General features: G+C 68.6%; 18 protein-coding genes and 1 riboswitch. Of the genes, 12 read left to right on the forward strand and 6 right to left on the reverse strand.

The annotated features are described in order from the left end of the window. Positions 1–465, forward strand: a 465-nt coding sequence (locus tag J2848_RS35035; RefSeq protein ID WP_253568838.1) for a DDE-type integrase/transposase/recombinase, incomplete at its 5' end; no start/stop codon positions are given. Between the two features lie 251 nt (positions 466–716). Here J2848_RS35035 and choX read toward each other — a convergent pair. The 4 genes from choX to cdhC all read right to left on the reverse strand — a co-directional run bounded on the left by choX (position 717) and on the right by cdhC (position 4,361). Then, positions 717–1,685, reverse strand: a complete 969-nt coding sequence (choX, locus tag J2848_RS35040) for a choline ABC transporter substrate-binding protein (RefSeq protein ID WP_149235590.1) — start codon at positions 1,683–1,685, stop codon at positions 717–719. A 104-nt stretch (positions 1,686–1,789) separates the two neighbouring features. Continuing rightward, the gene (locus J2848_RS35045; protein ID WP_149235591.1) at positions 1,790–2,392 is read right to left on the reverse strand and encodes a thioesterase family protein; all 603 of its coding nucleotides are present in this window, start codon (positions 2,390–2,392) and stop codon (positions 1,790–1,792) included. Beyond that, positions 2,389–3,390 (reverse strand): L-carnitine dehydrogenase, encoded by a 1,002-nt coding sequence (locus J2848_RS35050; RefSeq protein WP_149235592.1) that lies wholly within the window; start codon positions 3,388–3,390, stop codon positions 2,389–2,391. Before J2848_RS35050 ends, J2848_RS35045 begins: the two co-directional genes overlap by 4 nt. Positions 3,391–3,431: 41 nt before the next feature. Beyond that, positions 3,432–4,361 (reverse strand): 3-dehydrocarnitine:acetyl-CoA trimethylamine transferase CdhC, encoded by a 930-nt coding sequence (gene cdhC / locus J2848_RS35055; RefSeq protein ID WP_246194527.1) that lies wholly within the window; start codon positions 4,359–4,361, stop codon positions 3,432–3,434. Between the two features lie 184 nt (positions 4,362–4,545). Here cdhC and J2848_RS35060 point away from each other — a divergent pair, with 184 nt between their 5' ends. Further along, entirely contained in the window at positions 4,546–5,550 is a 1,005-nt protein-coding gene (locus tag J2848_RS35060; protein ID WP_211103368.1) for a GlxA family transcriptional regulator, read from the forward strand. A gap of 68 nt (positions 5,551–5,618) precedes the next feature. Beyond that, positions 5,619–5,864, forward strand: coding sequence for a hypothetical protein (locus J2848_RS35065; RefSeq protein WP_149235593.1), 246 nt, complete (start codon positions 5,619–5,621; stop codon positions 5,862–5,864). 96 nt (positions 5,865–5,960) lie between these two features. Here the strand turns inward: J2848_RS35065 and J2848_RS35070 are convergent, their stop codons facing one another. Beyond that, positions 5,961–6,824, reverse strand: coding sequence for an IS5 family transposase (locus tag J2848_RS35070; protein WP_211103369.1), 864 nt, complete (start codon positions 6,822–6,824; stop codon positions 5,961–5,963). 131 nt (positions 6,825–6,955) lie between these two features. After that, a riboswitch (FMN riboswitch) is annotated at positions 6,956–7,121 on the reverse strand. A gap of 98 nt (positions 7,122–7,219) precedes the next feature. Continuing rightward, complete coding sequence (locus J2848_RS35075; protein WP_211103370.1) at positions 7,220–8,206, reverse strand: sugar-binding transcriptional regulator; 987 nt, start codon at positions 8,204–8,206, stop codon at positions 7,220–7,222. 146 nt (positions 8,207–8,352) lie between these two features. Between J2848_RS35075 and J2848_RS35080 the strand changes: the two genes are divergently transcribed. The 9 genes from J2848_RS35080 to J2848_RS35120 all read left to right on the forward strand — a co-directional run bounded on the left by J2848_RS35080 (position 8,353) and on the right by J2848_RS35120 (position 18,309). Beyond that, positions 8,353–9,300, forward strand: coding sequence for a sugar ABC transporter substrate-binding protein (locus tag J2848_RS35080; protein WP_211103371.1), 948 nt, complete (start codon positions 8,353–8,355; stop codon positions 9,298–9,300). A gap of 103 nt (positions 9,301–9,403) precedes the next feature. Continuing rightward, the gene (locus J2848_RS35085; protein WP_149235594.1) at positions 9,404–10,957 is read left to right on the forward strand and encodes a sugar ABC transporter ATP-binding protein; all 1,554 of its coding nucleotides are present in this window, start codon (positions 9,404–9,406) and stop codon (positions 10,955–10,957) included. Beyond that, positions 10,954–11,943, forward strand: coding sequence for an ABC transporter permease (locus J2848_RS35090; RefSeq protein WP_149235595.1), 990 nt, complete (start codon positions 10,954–10,956; stop codon positions 11,941–11,943). Before J2848_RS35085 ends, J2848_RS35090 begins: the two co-directional genes overlap by 4 nt. Before the next feature lie 14 nt (positions 11,944–11,957). After that, positions 11,958–13,031, forward strand: coding sequence for a thiamine pyrophosphate-dependent dehydrogenase E1 component subunit alpha (locus J2848_RS35095; RefSeq protein ID WP_211103372.1), 1,074 nt, complete (start codon positions 11,958–11,960; stop codon positions 13,029–13,031). A gap of 11 nt (positions 13,032–13,042) precedes the next feature. After that, positions 13,043–14,038, forward strand: a complete 996-nt coding sequence (locus J2848_RS35100) for an alpha-ketoacid dehydrogenase subunit beta (protein WP_149235596.1) — start codon at positions 13,043–13,045, stop codon at positions 14,036–14,038. Next, positions 14,035–15,630 carry an alpha/beta fold hydrolase gene (locus J2848_RS35105; protein ID WP_149235597.1) on the forward strand — a complete coding sequence of 532 codons (1,596 nt, stop codon included), beginning with the start codon at positions 14,035–14,037 and terminating at the stop codon, positions 15,628–15,630. The genes J2848_RS35100 and J2848_RS35105 overlap by 4 nt, the downstream gene beginning before the upstream one ends. After that, a complete protein-coding gene (locus tag J2848_RS35110) occupies positions 15,623–15,958 on the forward strand; it encodes a carboxymuconolactone decarboxylase family protein (protein ID WP_149235598.1) in 336 nt (111 codons plus the stop codon). The genes J2848_RS35105 and J2848_RS35110 overlap by 8 nt, the downstream gene beginning before the upstream one ends. Before the next feature lie 69 nt (positions 15,959–16,027). Next, positions 16,028–17,566 carry an FGGY-family carbohydrate kinase gene (locus J2848_RS35115; RefSeq protein WP_149235599.1) on the forward strand — a complete coding sequence of 513 codons (1,539 nt, stop codon included), beginning with the start codon at positions 16,028–16,030 and terminating at the stop codon, positions 17,564–17,566. Beyond that, complete coding sequence (locus J2848_RS35120) at positions 17,563–18,309, forward strand: SDR family NAD(P)-dependent oxidoreductase (protein ID WP_149235600.1); 747 nt, start codon at positions 17,563–17,565, stop codon at positions 18,307–18,309. Before J2848_RS35115 ends, J2848_RS35120 begins: the two co-directional genes overlap by 4 nt. Positions 18,310–18,319 lie beyond the last annotated feature (10 nt).

The following is an 18,319-nucleotide window of genomic DNA, read 5'->3' on the forward strand; positions in this document are numbered from 1 at the left end:
TGCAACGGTCTCAAGCATTGCTCAGAGGCGTCGTCTACAACCTCAACCGCCTTGTTCTCCTTGGTATTTCCGCCTGAGGCTTTCGACAGAGCAACGCACTCTAAGGGCGTGGCCGGCAAGCTGATGCGCACGCTGCTCAAGAAGCAGGGCTTTGCCTCGTCCCGGATTTCCACCGACAAGCTGCGCTCCTATGCGGCTGCGTTTCGTGAGATCGGCCTGATGGCGCACCACGAACAAGGCCGGCGCAAGAGCAACCGCGCCGAAGTCTCGCACCAGCCGCTCCGGCGACGCGAAAGGAAGATGCAGCGCTTCAAGTCTCCAGGCTCGGCCCAGCGTTTCGTCTCCCTGCACGCCGCCGCCTACAACACCTTCAACCTTCAGCGCCACCTAGTCTCCCGCCGCACCCCGCGCACTTTCCGGGCGCAGGCCATGGCTGCTTGGCAATTCGCAACCACGGCCGCGTAAGCGAACGTCGAACTGGGGGGCTGCGCACTGGCCCGGCTCCCGTGATAGTGCCTCGGATTCATCTCGCCATCGAAACCCAGAGGCAGTGGGTCGATACGGCGGTGTTCCGAACCGCACCGCTGTTGTTCGGGCTTTACTCGCTGATCAGGCTGTACGTCTATCGGAATGCCGGCCGCATCGTCCTCTCCCCCTGCGTGCCATCTGGTAGGCATCCCCATCGGTGGTGACGAGAACGGTCCTGATGTCGCCGGTCAGGAGCCGATGCCCAGGGCGCCCTTCACCACAGGCAGCGCTGGCTTGCCGGCGGTCGTGGTGACGTTGGCGAGCCAGGAGCCGAGCGTGGCCGGATGGGCCTTCAGCCAAGTGGTCACCGCCGCCTCCGGTGTCATTTTGTCATTAAGGATGGAGACCATCAGCTCATTCTCCATGCCGACGGTGAAGATCATTTGCCTGAACAGGGTGGCAAGATTCACGCAGTCCTGGGCGAAGTGACTGCGCGACAGGGTGCGGACGGTGGCGCTGCCGCGGTTGGGGCCGAAATACTCCTCGCCGCCGTCGAGAAAATCCATCGACAGCTTGACGTTCATCGGGTGTGGCGCCCAGCCCAGGAAGACCGCCCATTCGTTGCGCCGCGTCGCCCGCTCGACTGAGGCCAACATCGCCGCCTCGCTCGATTCCACCAGCTTCCACGAGCCGAGCCCGTAGGCGTTCTTGTCGATCATCGTCTTGATCTTGGCGTTGGCGGAGGCGCCCGGTTCGATGCCGAAGATCGTGCGATTGAACTTGTCGCCGTGCTTCTCCAGATCGGCGAAGCTCTTGACGCCGGCTTTGGCCGCGTTGCCGCTCACTGCCAACGTTACGGCCGCCCCTTCCAGATTGACCGCCAGCACCTCGATCGAGCCGGAAGCGATCAGCTTTTGCGTCGCCTGCTCCTGAGCCGGCATCCAGTTGCCGAGGAAGACGTCGAGGTTGCCGGATTTAAGCCCCTCGAAGCCGATCGCCACCGACAGCGACTGTACCGCCGGCTTGTAGCCCATCGCCTTCAGGATCAGCGAGGCCATGGTGGTGGTGGCGGTGATGTCGGTCCAGCCCGGATCGGACATCCGCACCGTTTGGCATTGCGCCGGCTCCGCCGCGGCACCGGCGGCCGGCCACAGCGCGACACCGCTCAAGGACAACCCGACGAGTGCGGACAGGCCGACATGTTTCAGGAACCGCATGGGGAATCTCCTCGTTTCGAGAAAGGACGGGACAACCGGGGAAAAGGGCGGCCGGATGGGCGGGCAGGCAATGGTGTCGGATGGGGCCGGGCGGGTGCGTTGGATCAGGTCGGCATCGGCGCCTCCCGGTTGTCGGCCCGCTGTTCAGTTCGCTGCTCGGTTCGCTGTTCTGGGGGCATCCAGCGGCCGGGCAGGGTGGGGGCGGAGTCGAGGTGGGCGGCGGCGATCCGCCGGATGCGGGTGCGGACGGGGGCTTCGAAGGGCATGGCCTGCGGGTTCGGCCGGTCCGCGGACCGACCGACCGATAGCAGGACCAGTTCGGTTTCGGCCACCGGATCGGACGCGCTCGTCCCGGCGCCCGGCGCGGGCAGGCGGTGCATGCGGTGGACCACCAGCAGGCGCTTGGCGTCGGCACCGGCAATCCAGGTCCGAACCTCCAGTCCTTCGCCCTGGTGTGCCTCCAGCAGGTAGCGGATGCGGGCGTCGACGGTATATAGCGACCGGCCGGTGCGCTCGCGGTAAGCCGCGTCCATTCCAAGGGCATCCATCAGCGCGTCGGTCGCATGTCCGAAGATCAGCACGTAATAGGCTTCGCTGAGATGCCCGTTGTAGTCCACCCACTCTGGAATCACGCTGGTCCGGTGCAAGCGCAACGGGGTGAGGATGGCCGGCGGTTCGGCCGTTTCGCCGTTTTCCGTTCCGCTCATGACGCGGGCTCCGCCGCCGGGGCCTGGATCCGGTCGCGGCGCAGCGGCTCCAGCACCTCCAGCAGGCCGATCAGGCAGTCGTCGCGCCAGCGCTCCAGCGCCTTCACCGTCCAGCCGTCGGCCTGGGCGGCGGTCCCTTCGACCATCCGGTCGCGCAGTTCGCGCGTCAGCTCCGGGGCGATCAGCTTGGTCCAGGGCAGCTTCAGCGCCGGGCCGAACTGGTCGAGCATGTGCGCCATGCCGCCTTCGCCGCCGGCGAGATGGAAGGTGAGGCAGGTGCCCATGAAGGCGTAGCGCAGGCCGGGGCCGTAGACGATGGCGTCGTCCAGTTCCTCGGTGCTGGCGACCCCCTCGGCGACCAGATGCAGCGCCTCGCGCCACAGCGCCTCCTGCAGGCGGTCGGACAGGTAGCCTTCGATTTCCTTGCGGACGCGCAGCGGGCGCATCCCGATGCTGCGGTAGAAAGCCGCGGCGGTGTCGACCGCAGCCGCCGCGGTGCGGTCGCCCGGCACGATCTCCACCAGCGGCAGCAGATAGACCGGATTGAAGGGGTGGCCGATCACCACCCGTTCGGGATGGCGGCAGTCCGCCTGGATGCGGCTTGGCAGCAGGCCGGAGGAGCTGGAGGCGATCACCACCGACGCCGGAGCGACGGCATCGATCTCGGCCAGCAGGCCGCGCTTCAGATCCTCGCGCTCCGGCGCGTTTTCCTGGATGAAGTCGGCGACGGTGGCGACCTCGGCGACCGAAGCGGCAATGCGCAGGCAGGCAGGGTCGGCACCGGCGGCAAGGCCCCGGCGCTCCAGCGCCGGCCAGGCGTTGTCGACCGCGGCGCGCAGGGCCGCCGCGCCGGCCGGGGCGGGGTCGTAGGCGACCACGTCCAGCCCGTGGGCCAGCGCGCGCGCCGCCCAGCCGCTGCCGATGACGCCGCCGCCGATCAGGCCGACGGTCCGGATGGTGCCGCGCAGGGAGGCATCGATGGGCTGTACTGTGCTCATGTGCGGATCGTACCCGTGTCGTGATGAGGGGAAGAACGGGATCAGGCCGGCCGGCCGGCGGCGTCGAGGCTGCCGAGACCGAGAATCCCGCGGGCTTCGGCCGGGTCGACGACGCGGGCGCCGAGCCGTTCGACGATGCCGCAGGCCCGCTCCACCAGACTGCCGTTGCTGGCGAAGACGCCGCGGTCGAGATACAGGTTGTCCTCCAGCCCGACACGCACGTTGCCACCCAGCAGCACGGCCTGTGCGACCATCGGCATCTGCATGCGGCCGATGCCGAAGCCGGCCCACAGCGCGCCGTCCGGCAGCATGTCGCGCATCGCCATCATGATGCGCGGTTCTGCCGGCGCCCCCCAGGGAATGCCGAGGCAGAACTGGAACAGGGGCGGCTGGTCGAGCAGCCCCTCCTTCAACATCTGCTTGGCGAACCAGAGATGGCCGGTGTCGAACACTTCCAGTTCCGGCTTGACGCCCAGCCGCTGGATCAGCGCCGCCTGGGCGCGCAGCATGTCCGGGGTGGAAACATAGACGAGCGAGCCGTCGCCGAAATTCAGCGACCCGCAGTCGAGCGTGCAGATCTCCGGCAGCAGTTCGGCGACATGGACGGCGCGCTCCTCGGTCCCGACCAGATCGGTGTCGGTGCCGAAGCGGGTCGGGGCGTGGTCGGGACCGATGTAGAGGTCTCCGCCCATGCCGGCGGTCAGGTTGATGATGACGTCGGTGCCGCTGGCCCGGATCCGCTCCACCACCTCGCGGTAGAGGGCCGGGTCGCGGCTGGCCCGGCCGGTCTCGGGATCGCGGACGTGGATGTGCGCGACGGCGGCGCCGGCCTGCGCCGCTTCGACGGCCGCCGCCGCGATCTGGGCCGGCGTGACCGGGATCGCCGGATGCTTGCCGACGCTGTCGCCGGCCCCGGTGACCGCGCAGGTGATGATGACCTGCCGATTGATGTCATCGACTTTCTGTATCATGGCTCCGCGCCTCTTGCTGGCTGGATCGGTGTGTACGGCCGATTGCTGTGGTCGATGCCTATCCGGCCGAAGGAAAGGCGGCCATTTCGTCCTGTTCGCCAATGCTAGGCGAAGGGGGGATTTCCGCTTGATGCGAAGCGCCGTTTGCATGACAGAATGCGTCACGTCGGCCGGGAGAGCGGGCATGGAGGGTGCGGCAATGGCGGAGACGCGGCATGTCGGCTTTCTGCTCCTGCCGAAATTCTCGATGCTGGCCTTCACCTCGGCGGTGGAGCCATTGCGCGTCGCCAACCGTTTGGCCGATCGGCCGCTCTATCGCTGGACGATGATCGCCCCCGCTGCGACCGTATCGGCCAGCAACGGGATGCGGCTGCTGGTCGACCACGCGCTGGACCAGCCGCTGCCCGACGTCGAGGTTCCGGATCTGCTGATCGTCTGTGCCGGCTTCGACCCGGCCGAGGCCCATGGCCCGGCGGTCGCGGCCCTGCTGCGCCGGGCCGAGCGGCGCGGCGCCATCCTCGGCGCCATCGACACCGGCAGCTTCATCCTGGGCTGGGCCGGGCTGCTCGACGGCTATGAGGCGACGGTGCATTGGGAGTGCCTAGACAGCTTCCGCGAACAGTTTCCGCAGGTGTCGGTGCAACCCTGCCTGTTCGAGATCGACCGGCGGCGGATGACCTGTGCCGGCGGCACCGCCGCGCTCGACATGATGCTGCATATGGTCCGCCTCGACGCCGGCTACCGGCTGGCGGCGGCGGTGTCGGAGCAGTTCATCCACGCCGGCATCCGCGATTCGCACAGCGACCAGCGCCTGTCGATCCCGTCGCGCTACGGCATCGCCCATCCCAAGCTGGCGCGTGTGATCCGGCTGATGGAGGAGCATCTGGAGGAGCCGCTGAGCCTCGACGGGCTGGCGCTGCGGGTCGGGCTGTCGCTACGCCAGCTCGAACGGCTGTTTCAGGGTGGCTTCGGCCAGTCGCCGCAGCGCTACTACGTCGCGCTGCGGCTTCAGCGTGCCCGGTCGTTGGTCCGCTATTCGATCCAGCCACTGGCCGAGATCGCCGTGGCCTGCGGCTTCCAGAGCTACGAGCATTTCTCGCGCAGCTACCGCCGCAGTGCCGGGCTGTCGCCGCAGCAGGACCGCCATACCGCCTACAGCGCTGCCGACGGGCCGACCATCAGCCGGTGAGTCAACCGTGATCTTGCCCCTGGATACTCCCTGGGGTTCTGTCAGGTGTCACTGCCGAACTCAGGCCCTTGCTCGATCAGGTCGGGGAGCCAGTTGCCGCGGTCATCGCCGAGCAGGGATGCATGAACTGGCAGAAAAGCTCGGGTTACAACGCCAGGGCCGGCGAAGGGGGAATGAGTCGCTACAAGCGGATTATCGGTGACACCTTGCACGTCCACTCACGCCCGGCGCAGCGGGTCGAAGCCGAGATTGCCGTCCACGGCTTCAGCCGTATGCTCGCCCTCGGACGCCCGGAATCCGTCCGCGCCGCCTGACGATCAAGGAGCCAGGACAGCGTTCCTCCCTCGCACCTCCGCATGCACCAGAGCCCCTATCGCGCGCTCCTCCAGCTAAGAGCTTGTTCGTAGCTGTCATGCGTTGACGGTCTCAGCAGCGAGCCGTTTGAGGCGGCGTGAGAGGATCGAGACAAAGGCGATCTCGATGAAAGCGACGAGGTGCTCCTTCGTCCGCTCGACGACCGTGTTCAACCGGCGATAGAGGGCGAGCCATCCGAAAGAGCGTTCCACCGTCCAGCAAATTCCGGCCGGAATGAAGGTCCCGTTCCGACCGCGGGCGACCGGTTTGACGGTGATCCCGAGCGCCTCAGCGGCCTTGGCCAAGCGCTCGCCGCGGTAGCCGAGGTCGCCCAGAGCCGGTCCTTGGAAGCCGCGCCCGGCCAACTGGCGCAGCACCGGCACGATGCCCTTGGTGTCGTGCACATTGGCCGGTGAAGCGTCGATCGCCAATGGGATGCCGTACTTCTCCACCGCGATGTGGACCTTCACGCCGCGGACCTTCTTGCCGCCATCGACACCACGGGCGAAACAACTCGGGGCCGAGCGACAGGTCCGGCTGTCGATCACGACGGTGCTCGGGTCCGGCGTGTCACCGCAGGCCAGCCGCCACGTCCGGCGCAGCCGGACGAGCAAGCGGCGCCACAGCCCAAGCCGCGTCCAGCGGGCGAACAGCGTGTACAAGGTGCCGAAGGGAAAGCCGGAGAGTTGGCCGATGGCGCGCCATTGCATGCCGCAAAAACACACGCACCAGATCGCCATAATCGCCCTGCGCAACGCCGACCCGGTCAGCGCCGGCTTCGGCCCGACGCGGTTGGGTCGAGTGCCATCCGCCATCATGGTGGCCAGTTCCGCCAGGACCTCATTGACGAAGGCGTCGATATCGGTGAACGCGTCCCAGGACGCCGGAGCGGTGCTTGCGGGACGAACGGCGGTGCCCATAAACTGCTGCCCTGATGGCGGTGGATGACGGCCACAGCCCTACCAGACCGTCTACCCAGCGCAAGTCCCCTGTTCAGCTTAAAGTGGCGTTTTGGCCGGCACGGGGTGGTGCGGCGCTGCTACAAACAAGCACTCATTCTCTTCCATCCGGACTGTAACCGTCGGCCCCGGCCTCTCACCGGGTCTGCTGACCTCGCCGCCAATGGGGCCGCCTAAGGGCTTGCGAGCGCTCGCGGGCTCCCCTTCTGTCGAAGGGATACCGCCGGTCGGGAGTTTCACCCTGCCCTGAGAACAAGCTTATGTCGCCAACCGGGATCGGTTGACCGCCCCACCATTCCGCACCGGAACATCCGCTGTCAAGGGAGGAGGTCCACCTCACCCGTCTTCACCCCTCGTTACTTCACCAGCTCCAGCGCGGTGTCGCCATCGATGATCAGGCCGCGCGCTACCCCGCTGGCAAGGAAGGCGCGGGCGGCCTGCAACTTCGTCCGTCCAGCGATCAGCGCCACCGTGTAGGTCTGCTTCAGCCCGTCGAGGCCGAGCGCCAGCGTGCGCCGGTTCAGCGGATGATCGACCGCCCTGCCGTCCTGATCGAAGAACAGCCCGTTGGTGTCGCCAACCGCCCCGGCGGCCCGCAGCTCCGCCAATTCGGTGGCGCTGATCATGCCCTGCGTCCGCAGGAGCGAGGCCTCGCGCAGTTCGCCGATGGAGATGTAGGCCACCGTCGTCGACCGGGCGAGTTGGAGGGCGGTCTGCACCGATTGCTGCGACAGCAGCACGTCGCGCGCCTCCAGACTGTCGGCGATGAACGGCACCGGCAGGAAATAGCCCTCCGCTCCGGTCGTCCGTGCCAGTGCATGCACCACGTCGAAAGGGTTGTAGGCGGAGCGTGCGGTCAGCGACCCCATCAGGCTGATGAATTTCGCCCTTGGCGCACTGACCCCCGCCATCTGCAAGGTCATCTGCTCCAGCGTCCGCCCCCAGCCGGTGCCGACCACCGCCTCTTCCGTCTCCGCCAGATGGCGGCGCAGATGGGCCGCCGCCGCCGCACCCACCGCCCGGAAGGCGAAGGGGGCGAGCAGGGCGTCGTCCCGGTCGCCGCCGACATCATGGGCGAGTGCCGGCGTGCAGATGCAGACATCCAGCCCATAACGGTCGCGGATCGCCTCCTCCACCGGCAGCAGACCGACATTCGCGGAATTGATGGTGATGCTGACCATGCCGCTGTCGCGTGCGTCGGACAGCAGCTTGTTCACCCGCGCCCGTGTGACGCCCAGCCGGCGCGCCGCCGCCTCCTGGTTCAGGCCGCCGACATAGTACAGCCATGCCGCCCGCGCCATCAGCACCTCGTCCTCCGGCCCCTCGCTGGTCCCGTTCCGCATCGCGTCCTCCCCCTCTACCTCGATCAGATGACAAATGTATCTGGTGTTGACATTTGTCACGCCCCACCACAAGCTCATCGTTGTCGGCGCAAGACCGGCATCGAGAATTCGCCAGCCAGATAGCTGGCAATGGGAGGAGATTGGAAATGAAAAACCAGCTTTCCGGAATGCTTGCGGCTGTCTCGATGGTTGCGATGATGACCGCCGCGGGTGCAGCGCAGGCTCTCGACATCGCCTGGGTCCATGCCAACGCCGCGGCACAGTCGGAACAGCGGGTGAAGGCCGGCTTCGACGCCTGGACGAAGCAGAGCGGCAAGACCGACTGGAACATCAGCGTGCTGGACAGCGGTGGCTCGGGCGAGGCGACCGCCTCCAACATCCAGGACGCCGCCAACCGCGGCGTGAAGGCCATCGTCATCACCATGGCCGACCTGCGCGCCAGCCGCGCGGCGCTCGACGCCGCCAAGGCCGCCAAGATCCCGGTCTTCGCCGTCGATTCCGGCTATGTCGACGGGGTGCTGGTCGATGTGACCACCAACAACTGGGCGATGTCGGCCAACGTTTCGGTCTATCTGCTCGACCAGATGGGCGGACAGGGCAACCTCGTCTTCCTGCGCATGGCCGAACACCACGGCACCCGCAAGCGCGGCGACGTGATGGCGACGGTGCTGAAGGAATATTCGGGCGTGAAGGTGCTGGCGGAGCACAACATCAACTACACGGCGTTCTTCGAGGACACCAGCCGCACGATGGAGGATTACGTCGCGCGCTTCGGCAACACCATCACCGCCGTCTGGGCGCCGTGGGACGAGCCCGCGCAAGCCGCCGTAAACGTCATCAAGGGTGCCGGTCTCAAGAACGTGAAGGTGATCGGCATCGACGGCCACCCGCAGGCGGTCGCCGAGGTCTGCAAGCCCGACAGCCCGATGATCGCCACCGTGCGCCAGCCCTTCGAGGAGATGGGCAAGACCGTCGGCCAGTGGCTTGACGACGTGGTGGTGAAGGGCAAGCCCGCCGCCGAGGTGATCCCGACCAAGACCGTCTATCTCGACGCCCCGCTGGTCACCAAGCAGAACTGCAAGCAGTTCATGTGACCGGGTGCCGCCGGCCCGCGGTGGCGGATCCCTCCGCACCCGGGCCCGCGGCGGCCGGCTTGATCCCCTGCAGTTCCCAGATCCGCAGTTCCAAGAGGTCGCCATGGAAATCCATCTGGCCGACATCACCATGCAGTTCCCGGGAACGCGGGCGCTGGATGGCGTGGACGTCGTCTTCCGCAGCGACGAGGTGCATGGCCTGATCGGCGAGAACGGCGCCGGCAAATCGACGCTGGTCAGCATCCTGGGCGGCAGCCTCCAGCCCAGCAGCGGCACCATCGCCGTCGACGGGCGCACCGTCCGCTTCGGCTCGCCGCAGGATGCGCTGTCCCAGGGCATCGCCCATGTCAGCCAGGAGGGCAGCCTCGTCCCCGGCCTGACCGGAGCGGAGAACATCCTTCTCGGCATCGAACCGCGCCGCATCGGCGGCATGATCCGCGCCTCGACCCTGAAGGCCCAGGCCGCAGCCCTGCTCGCCAAATGGTTTCCGCAGGTCGACATCGACCTCGGCTGCCCTGTCGGCGAGTTGCCGATGGCCGACCGCAAGGTGATCGAGATCGTCCGTGCGCTCCGCGGCTCCGCCCGCATCGTCATTCTCGACGAGCCGACCGCGACGCTTCCCGCCCGCGAGAAGGAGCAGCTGTGGGCGATCATCCGCACGCTGCCGGACCGCGGCGTCGGCGTTGTGCTGATCAGCCATTTCCTGTCGGAGATCAAGGCGCTGTCCCACCGCATCACCGTCCTACGCGACGGCCGGCGCATCTGCACGGAATCCGCCGACGCGCTGGACGAGCAGATGCTGGTGGACATGATGCTGCGCCGGAGCGGCTCCGGCCCCCAGCGCAAGTTCGAAGAGGCCGCGCAAGCCAGCCGCGGAGAGGTCGTGCTCGACATCCGCGACTGGCGGGTCGGGCGGCTGCATGTGCCTAGCTTCACCCTGCATGCCGGCGAGATCGTCGGCCTGATCGGCCTGACCGGTGCCGGGCATTTTGGCTTCGCCCGCTCGCTGCACAGCCCGTCCGGCGTGCGCTGCGCCGGCCTGACCGTCGGCGGCCGGCCGGTGAAGCCGGGACCGCCCGCCCACATGCAGGCGGCCGGCATCGCGCTGGTCCCCGACCACCGCATGGAATATGCGCTGATCGGCGAGTGGACCCTGCGCGAGAATTTGGCGATGGTCCATCCTGGCCATGCCGCCATCGGCGCCGGCATCCTGTCGCCCGGCTGGGAGGAGGCGGAGTCCCGCCGCATCATGCGTCTTCTCAACGTGAAGGCCCATTCCTCCGGCCAGCTTCTGCGCACGCTGTCGGGCGGCAACAAGCAGAAGATCTCCATCGGCAAATGGCTCTACGGGGCCGACGGCCGCTACCGCGTGATGATCTTCATTGAGCCAACCGAGGGCGTCGATATCGGCGCCAAGGCCGAGATCTATGCCGAGATGCGGCGCCTTGCCGCCAACGGCGTGGGGATCGTCATCGCCTCGTCCGACCTGCTGGAGATCGAGGCGCTGGCCCACCGGGTCATCCCCTTCCATCACCTGCGGCCCGGCCCGGAAATCCCCGGCACCGGCTTTTCCGAGAGCGCGTTCATCGCCGCCATTTCCGGAGCCGCCCCGGACACGGGCGCCCGGCGGACTGCCAATTCAGGAACCCCAGCATGACCGACACCGCCACCGGATCCCTCCCCAGCCATGACCGGCTGTTCGGGCTGCGCAAGGAGCATGTCCAGCGCTACAGCACGCTGGTCGTCCTGGTCGCTATGTTCCTGGTCTTCTCGATCAGCGTCGACCGTTTCCTGACCGGGCAGAATCTGCTGAACATCGCGCAGCAGATCTCGATGCTGACCATCGTCGGCGCCGGCCTGACCTTCGGCTTCGCCGCCCGCGAGATGGATTTGTCGGTCGGCTACACCGTCGGCCTTGCCGGCGTGCTGGTGCCGCTGCTGCTGGTCAAGGGCGTGCCGCTCCCGCTCGCCCTGCTGGCGGGGCTCGGCGCCGGGCTGGCGGTGGGGGCTGCCAACGCGATCCTGGTCACGCTGGTCGGCATCCCGTCGCTGATCGCGACGCTGGCCGTCGGCTCCATCCTCTACGGCATCAACTTCCTGATGACCGGCGGCCGGGCGATCTATGGCGGGCTGGACGACGTCTATCTCTGGCTCGGCCAGGGGCGCATCGCCGGCATCCCGATCCTCGCCTTCTTCATGCTGGCCGCCGTGCTGGTCGCGTGGTTCGTCATGGAGCGGACGATCTTCGGCCGCTACATATACGCCGTCGGCGGCAACCAGAAGGCGGCGGAGCTTTCCGGCATCCGGGTGCGCAAGTACCGCGCCGCCGCCCTGGTCGTCTGCTCGCTGTTCGCGGTGATGGCCGGCACGCTGCTCGCCGCCCGGCTTGGCTCCGGCCAGCCGAACGCCGGCGAACGCTACCTGCTCGACGGGCTGGCGACGGTCTTCATCGGCATGACCATGTTCCGGCCGGGCACCGCCACCGTCCTCGGCACCTTCTTCGGCGCGCTCTTCATCGGGGTCATCAACAACGGCCTCAACCTGATGGGGATGGACACATACATCCAGGCGATCGTGAAGGGCGTCATCATCCTTGCCGCCGTCGCCGTCGTCTCGCGCAGCACCAAACTCAACCTTCTTTGAAATCGGAGTCTTCGATGTACGAGGCTGACCTCCGGGCTACGGCCGGCCGCAACATGGCGGGCCGGGTCGGGGCGGGCGCCAACACGCGCCTTCCCGAACTCTACCGGACGATGCGCCGGATCCGCACCTTCGAGGAGCGCGTGGGCGAACTGTTCGTCCGCGGCCAGTCGGCCGGCTCCATGCTGCACCTGTCGATCGGCGAGGAGAGCGCCGCCGCCGGCGTCTGCGCAAACTTGCGCGACGGCGACAGCTTCACCACCCACCACCGCGGCCACGGCATATTCCTCGCCCGCGGCGCCGACCCGGCCCGCATGATGGCGGAGATCGGCGGCAAGGAAGCCGGCTATTGCCACGGCAAGGGCGGGTCGATGCACATCGCCGACATGGGGCTGGGCCATCTCGGCGCCAACGCCATCGTCGGCGGCGGCATCCCGGCGGTGGTCGGCGCCGGCCTTTCCGCGCGCCACCACAAGACGGGCGCCGTCAGCGTCGCTTTCTTCGGCGACGGTGCCACCGGCCAGGGCATCCTGTACGAGAGCATGAACATGGCCGCCCTCTGGCACCTGCCTTGCGTCTTCGTCTGCATCAACAACCAGTACGGCATGGGCACCAACATCGCCCAGGCGACCGCCAACCCCAACCTGCACGAACGCGCAGCCGCCTTCGGCCTCGCGGCGGAGACGGTGGACGGCCTCGATGTCGAGGCGGTGGCCGAGGCCGCCGAACGGCTGGTCGAAGGGGCGCGGGCCGGCAAGCCCGCCTTCCTGGCGGTGTCGTGCTACCGCTTCTACGGCCATGCCCGCAAGGACAAGTCTCCCTACCGCGACCCGGTGGAGGAAGAGGCCGGCCGCCGGCAGGATCCGGTCGCCTTCGCCCGCGCCGCCTTGATCGACCGCGGGCTGGAATCGGAGAGCGAACTGGACCGGCTGGATACCGAGATCGGTGCCGAGATGGACGCGACCATCGACTTCACCGTGGCGCAGACCGAGCCGCCGCTCGCCTCGATGTTCCGCGACGTCTATGCGCCCGAGGAACCCGAACCCGAACCGGTGCGCGCCCGCATCGACCGCGTTCTGGCGCGGGACTGAGGAGACCGAAGATGGCACTTCAGGAACTGACCTATCGCGACGCCCTACGCAAGGCGCTGGCCGACGCGATGACCGAAAACCCGGACGTGGTGATCCTCGGCGAGGAGGTCGGCCGCTATGGCGGCGCCTATGGCGTCACCAAGGATCTGATCAAGGAGTTCGGGGCGGAGCGGGTGATCGACACGCCGATCTCCGAACCGGCCATCGTCGGCGCCGCGGTCGGTGCGGCGATGACCGGCCTGCGCCCGGTGGCGGAGCTGATGTATGTCGATTTCATCGGCATGACGATGGACCAGCTCGCCAATCAGGCCGCCAAAATCCGCTACATGTTCGGCGGCCAGATCGGCGTGCCGATGGTTCTGCGCACCCAGGGCGGCACCGGGCGGTCGGCCGGCGCCCAGCACAGCCAGAGCCTGGAAGCCTATGTGATGCACACGCCGGGCCTGCGGCTGGCGATGCCCGCCACGGTAGCCGACGCCTATCACCTGCTGCGCATGGCGCTGACCAAGCCCGACCCGGTCGTCTTCATCGAGCACAAGGCGCTCTACACGATGAAGGAAAGCGTCGATCTGGATGCCGAGCCGCTGACCTGGGGCAAGGCGGCAGTGCGACGCGAGGGGCGCGATCTGGTCATCGTCACCTATTCCCGCCAGCTTCACTACTGCCTGGAAGCGGCGCGCACGATGTCGGCCCAGGGTATCGAGGCAACGGTGATCGACCTCCGCACGCTGAACCCGCTCGATTTCGACACCATCCGCGCCCATGTCGAACGCACCGGCCGCGCCATGGTGGTCAGCGAAGGCGTGATGACTGCCGGTGTCGCCGCCGAGCTGTCGGCGCGGATCACCGAGGAATGCTTCGACTTCCTTGAGGACCCAGTCGTGCGCGTGACCGGCGAGGACATCCCGATCTCGGTGTCGACCGTGCTGGAAACCGGATCGGTGCCCGGCCCGCAGCTGATCGCCGACACCGCGCTGAGGATGCTGGCCGGACGGGTGCCGGCATGACGACGCTCAGTACGACGAACCTTACGCTGACCATGCCCCGGCTGGGCGAGACGATGGAGGAAGGCGTCATCGTCGGCTGGCTGGTGGTGCCGGGGCAGCAGTTCCGGCGCGGCGACGCCATCCTGGAACTGGAAACCGACAAGACCGTCGTCGAATATCCCGCCCTTGGTGACGGCCGTCTCGAGGAGACGCTGGTGTCGACCGGCGACCGTGTTCCGGTCGGCGCCCCGATTGCCCGCGTCGCGGTCCTGTCGGCCGACGAATGGGCGGCCGCGCTGCCCGACGGTGCTGAAACCGAAGCGTCGCCCACGACTGCGAACACGACTAGGTCACCGTCCATCCTCGCCATGCCGCGTCTCGGCGAGACGATGGAGGAGGGGGTGATCGTCGGCTGGCTGGTGGGGGAGGGCGAGAGCTACGCCCGCGGCGCGTCGATCCTGGAGATCGAGACCGACAAGACGGTGGCCGAGGTTCCCGCCCTGTCGGACGGCCGTCTGCTGCGCATCCTCGCCCAGCCGGGCGAGCGCATCGCGGTCGGCACGCCGATTGCCGAAGTGGACGGCGAGGTGGAGGAGGCGGTCGCGCCGAACGGAGCTCCGGCCGCCGTCACGGCGGCTGCTGCACCGGTGGACAACGGTACCGGCACGCAGGGTCCGGAGCGCCGCAGCGACAGCCGTCTGCGCGCCACGCCGACCGCAAGGCGAATGGCCCGCCAGCGCGGCGTCGCCCTGGATACGCTCCGCGGCAGCGGGCGCCGCGGCCGGATCGAGCGTGCCGATGTCGAACGTGCCGCCGGTTTGAAGGGCCCTGCGCCCGCCGATCTGCGCTGGCTCGATACCCCGGCCGGGCGGCTGGCTTATGCGCAGGCCGGAAACGCCGGTCCGGTGCATCTGTTGGTCCATGGCTTCGCCGGTGACCGCACCGCTTGGGCCAATCTGGGTTCCGGTCTCGCCCGCTCCGGCAAGCGTGCCGTGATGCCCGACCTTCCTGGCCATGGCGCGACCGGCATCGAGGCGGCGGATGTGGACGGGCTGGCCGCCGCGGTGACGGCGCTGGCGGAAAGCCTTCCGGGACCGCTGGTTCTGGTCGGCCATTCGCTGGGTGCCGCGGCTGCCGTTCACGCCGCCCGGCGGCTCGGCGACCGGGTGGCGCGCCTCGTCCTGCTCACCCCCGCCGGCTGCGGGCCTAGGATCGGCGCCGAGTTCGTCCACGGCATGGCGGCGGCGGAAACCACCGGCGAGGTGTCGCATCTGCTGCGCCTGCTGGGGCCGCGCGGCGGCCAGCTTTCCGACGCCGCCCTTGCCGCGATGGCGCGCGAGATGGGCCGAGGGCGCCTGCGCGGGCTCGCAGCGGCACTTGCCACACCTGACGGCCGGCAGCGGATCGACCTGCTGCGTCCGCTGGCGGAGTTGGCGGAGCGCATCCCCGTCTGCGCGGTCTTCGGTCTGGACGACCGCATCGTCCCGCCGACCGACGCGCTCAACCTGCCGCCGCGCGTGGCGGCCCATTTCCTGCCGACCGGCCACATGCCGCAATGGGACGCCCCGCGGGAGGTCGCGGCCCTGATCAGCGAGGAGACTCCGCATGGATGACGCAAAGACCGATCTGGCGGCGGCGAAGGCGCGGCTCGGCGCCTTCGCCAAGGCCGCACCCGCCTTGATGAAGGGCTTCGCCGAGGTCAGCCGGACGGCCAGCGCAGCCGGTTCCTTCACGCCCGCGCAGAAGGAGCTGATGGCGGTGGCGATCTCCGTCGCCACCCGCTGCGAGGACTGCATCCTCTACCATGTCGACGGCGCCCGCCGGCACGGCGCCGCCGAGGCCGACCTTGTCGAGGCGCTGGAGGTCGCGGTCGAAATGGGCGGCGGTCCCGCCGTGATGTATGCCGGCAAGGCGCTGGCGGCATTCCGGTCGCTCGGCTGAAAAACGCTTGTCCAACAACGCTCGTCTCAAGAGCGGAAGCCGGCGTCTTTGCAAGGGGAGGATACGGGAATGGCCTATTACCTGACCGCCGATGGCGGTACCGAGAGTCTGCGGGCGCGCATCTACGATCTGACCGGACGCTGCCTCGGCCAGAAGGCCGTCGCCTACGACACGCAGTTCGGTCCGGGGGCGAGGGCGGAGCAGGATCCGGAGGACTGGTGGCGGGCGCTGGCCGACGCCACCCGCGGCGCCGTCGCCGATGCCGGCATCGACGCGGCGGAGATCGAGGCGATGTGCTTCGCCACCACCTGCTGCACGGTCGTAGCGCTCGACGCCGACGGGCGGGCGCTGCGTCCGGCGCTGCTGTGGATGGACGTGCGCGCCCATGCCGAAGCCGAGGCGGTGCTCGCCACCGGCGACCCGGCGCTGAAGATCAACGGGGCGGGGCGCGGCCCGGTCTCCGCGGAGTGGATGATCCCCAAGGCGCTGTGGCTGAAGCGGAACGAGCCCGCGATCTTCGCCGCGGCCCACACAATCTGCGAATACCAGGATTTCCTCACTCTGCGCCTGACCGGCGAGCGGGTGGCCAGCCTCGACAATGCCGGCCTGCGCTGGCACTACTCCAGCCGCGACGGCGGCTGGGCGCGCGGTATTCTCAAGGCACTCGACCTGGAGGAGTTGGAGGCCAAATGGCCGGCCCGTGTGCTGGCTCCCGGTGCGGTGGTCGGCACGCTGACGGCCGAGGCCGCCGAGGCGCTCGGGCTGCGGCGCTCGGTCAAGCTGGTGCAGGGCGGGGCGGATGCGCTGATCGGCATGATCGGGCTCGGCGTCGCCCAGCCGGGCCAGCTCGCGCTGATCACCGGGTCCTCGCACCTGCAGTTCGGCGTCACGGAGGCGCCGCTGCATGCCCCCGGCGTCTGGGGCAGCTATCCCGACATCGTCTATCCCGGCCGCTGGATCGTCGAGGGCGGCCAGACCTCCACCGGTTCGATCGTCAACTGGCTGCGCCGCTTCAGCGGCGGCACGCTCGACCTCGCCACCCTGAACGCCAAAGCAGCGGCGCTGGAGCCGGGATCGGACGGTCTGCTCGTCCTCGACCATTTCCAGGGCAACCGCACCCCCTACACCGATCCGCTCAGCCGCGGCGCCATCGTCGGGCTGACGCTGGCCCACGAACCGCATCAGGTCTTCCGCGCGATCATCGAGGGCATCGGCTTCGGCACTCGCGCCATCCTCGACGCCTTCCGCGCCGGCGGATACGGCTCGACCGAGATCACGGTGGGCGGCGGCGCCACCGCCTCGCAGCTGTGGATGCAGATCCACGCCGACACCGCCGGCCTGCCGGTGCGCATCCCGGCCTCGGCCGACGCGCCGTCCACCGGTTCGGCGGTGCTGGCCGCCCACGGTGCCGGCCGCTTCGCCAGCATCGACGAGGGCATCGCCGCGATGGTGCGCCCAGGCACCAGCATCGAGCCGCGCCCACGCGAATCCGCCCTCTACGAGGAGATCTACCAGCGCTACCTCGCCCTCTACCCGGCGCTGAAGGGCGTGCTGAACGGGCCGGTGCCAACACCGGTCGCAACTCCGGTCAGGGAGCCCGCGGCATGAAGGAGTTCGACCTCGGCGGCCGGCTCGCCGTCGTCACCGGCGGGGCCGCCGGAATCGGCCAGTCGATTGCCCGCGTCCTGACCGAGGCCGGCGCCCGCGTCGCGATCCTCGACCGAGACGGCGACGCCGCCCGCCGGCTGGTGGACGAGATCGGCGGGCGGGCCTACACTCTCGACGTCACCGACGCCGAAGCGGCCGAAGATGTTTCCGCCCGTCTGGTCGCCGAGGCCGGCGTGCCGCACATCCTCGTGAACAATGCCGGCATCGTCCACAACGCGCCGGCCGTCGATGTCGATCTGGCGGACTGGCGCCGGGTGATCGACGTCAACCTGCATGGCGTCTTCCACACCGCCCGAGCCTTCGGCCGCCCGATGGTCGAGGCGGGCAGGGGATCGGTCGTCAACATCAGCTCGATGTGCGGCGAGGTCGTCGTCCATCCGCAGCCCCAGGCCGCCTACAACGCGGCCAAGGCAGGCGTGAACCTGCTGACCAAGTCGCTGGCGGTGGAATGGGCCGGCCGCGTGCGGGTGAACGCCGTCGCCCCCGGCTACACCGCCACCGAACTGACCCTGGCCGGCCGCTCCCGCCCCGAATGGTTCGAACGCTGGCTCGCCGCCACGCCGATGGGCTGGTTGGGCGAACCGCGCGAGGTGGCGCTGGCCGTCGCCTTTCTCGCCTCCGACGCGGCGAGCTTCATCACCGGAACCGTCCTGGCCGTCGACGGCGGCTACACCGCTTTTTGAATGGAGAACA

This window comes from Azospirillum lipoferum (assembly GCF_024170005.1).
Taxonomy (GTDB): Bacteria; Pseudomonadota; Alphaproteobacteria; order Azospirillales; family Azospirillaceae; genus Azospirillum; species Azospirillum lipoferum.

Coding starts and splice junctions, on each gene's coding strand:
- choX (WP_149235590.1), bottom strand. CDS start 1,685: ATGCGGTTCCTGAAACATGTCGGCCTGTCCGCACTCGTCGGGTTGTCC.
- J2848_RS35045 (WP_149235591.1), bottom strand. CDS start 2,392: ATGAGCGGAACGGAAAACGGCGAAACGGCCGAACCGCCGGCCATCCTC.
- J2848_RS35050 (WP_149235592.1), bottom strand. CDS start 3,390: ATGAGCACAGTACAGCCCATCGATGCCTCCCTGCGCGGCACCATCCGG.
- cdhC (WP_246194527.1), bottom strand. CDS start 4,361: ATGATACAGAAAGTCGATGACATCAATCGGCAGGTCATCATCACCTGC.
- J2848_RS35060 (WP_211103368.1), top strand. CDS start 4,546: ATGGAGGGTGCGGCAATGGCGGAGACGCGGCATGTCGGCTTTCTGCTC.
- J2848_RS35070 (WP_211103369.1), bottom strand. CDS start 6,824: ATGGGCACCGCCGTTCGTCCCGCAAGCACCGCTCCGGCGTCCTGGGAC.
- J2848_RS35075 (WP_211103370.1), bottom strand. CDS start 8,206: ATGCGGAACGGGACCAGCGAGGGGCCGGAGGACGAGGTGCTGATGGCG.
- J2848_RS35080 (WP_211103371.1), top strand. CDS start 8,353: ATGAAAAACCAGCTTTCCGGAATGCTTGCGGCTGTCTCGATGGTTGCG.
- J2848_RS35085 (WP_149235594.1), top strand. CDS start 9,404: ATGGAAATCCATCTGGCCGACATCACCATGCAGTTCCCGGGAACGCGG.
- J2848_RS35090 (WP_149235595.1), top strand. CDS start 10,954: ATGACCGACACCGCCACCGGATCCCTCCCCAGCCATGACCGGCTGTTC.
- J2848_RS35095 (WP_211103372.1), top strand. CDS start 11,958: ATGTACGAGGCTGACCTCCGGGCTACGGCCGGCCGCAACATGGCGGGC.
- J2848_RS35100 (WP_149235596.1), top strand. CDS start 13,043: ATGGCACTTCAGGAACTGACCTATCGCGACGCCCTACGCAAGGCGCTG.
- J2848_RS35105 (WP_149235597.1), top strand. CDS start 14,035: ATGACGACGCTCAGTACGACGAACCTTACGCTGACCATGCCCCGGCTG.
- J2848_RS35110 (WP_149235598.1), top strand. CDS start 15,623: ATGGATGACGCAAAGACCGATCTGGCGGCGGCGAAGGCGCGGCTCGGC.
- J2848_RS35115 (WP_149235599.1), top strand. CDS start 16,028: ATGGCCTATTACCTGACCGCCGATGGCGGTACCGAGAGTCTGCGGGCG.
- J2848_RS35120 (WP_149235600.1), top strand. CDS start 17,563: ATGAAGGAGTTCGACCTCGGCGGCCGGCTCGCCGTCGTCACCGGCGGG.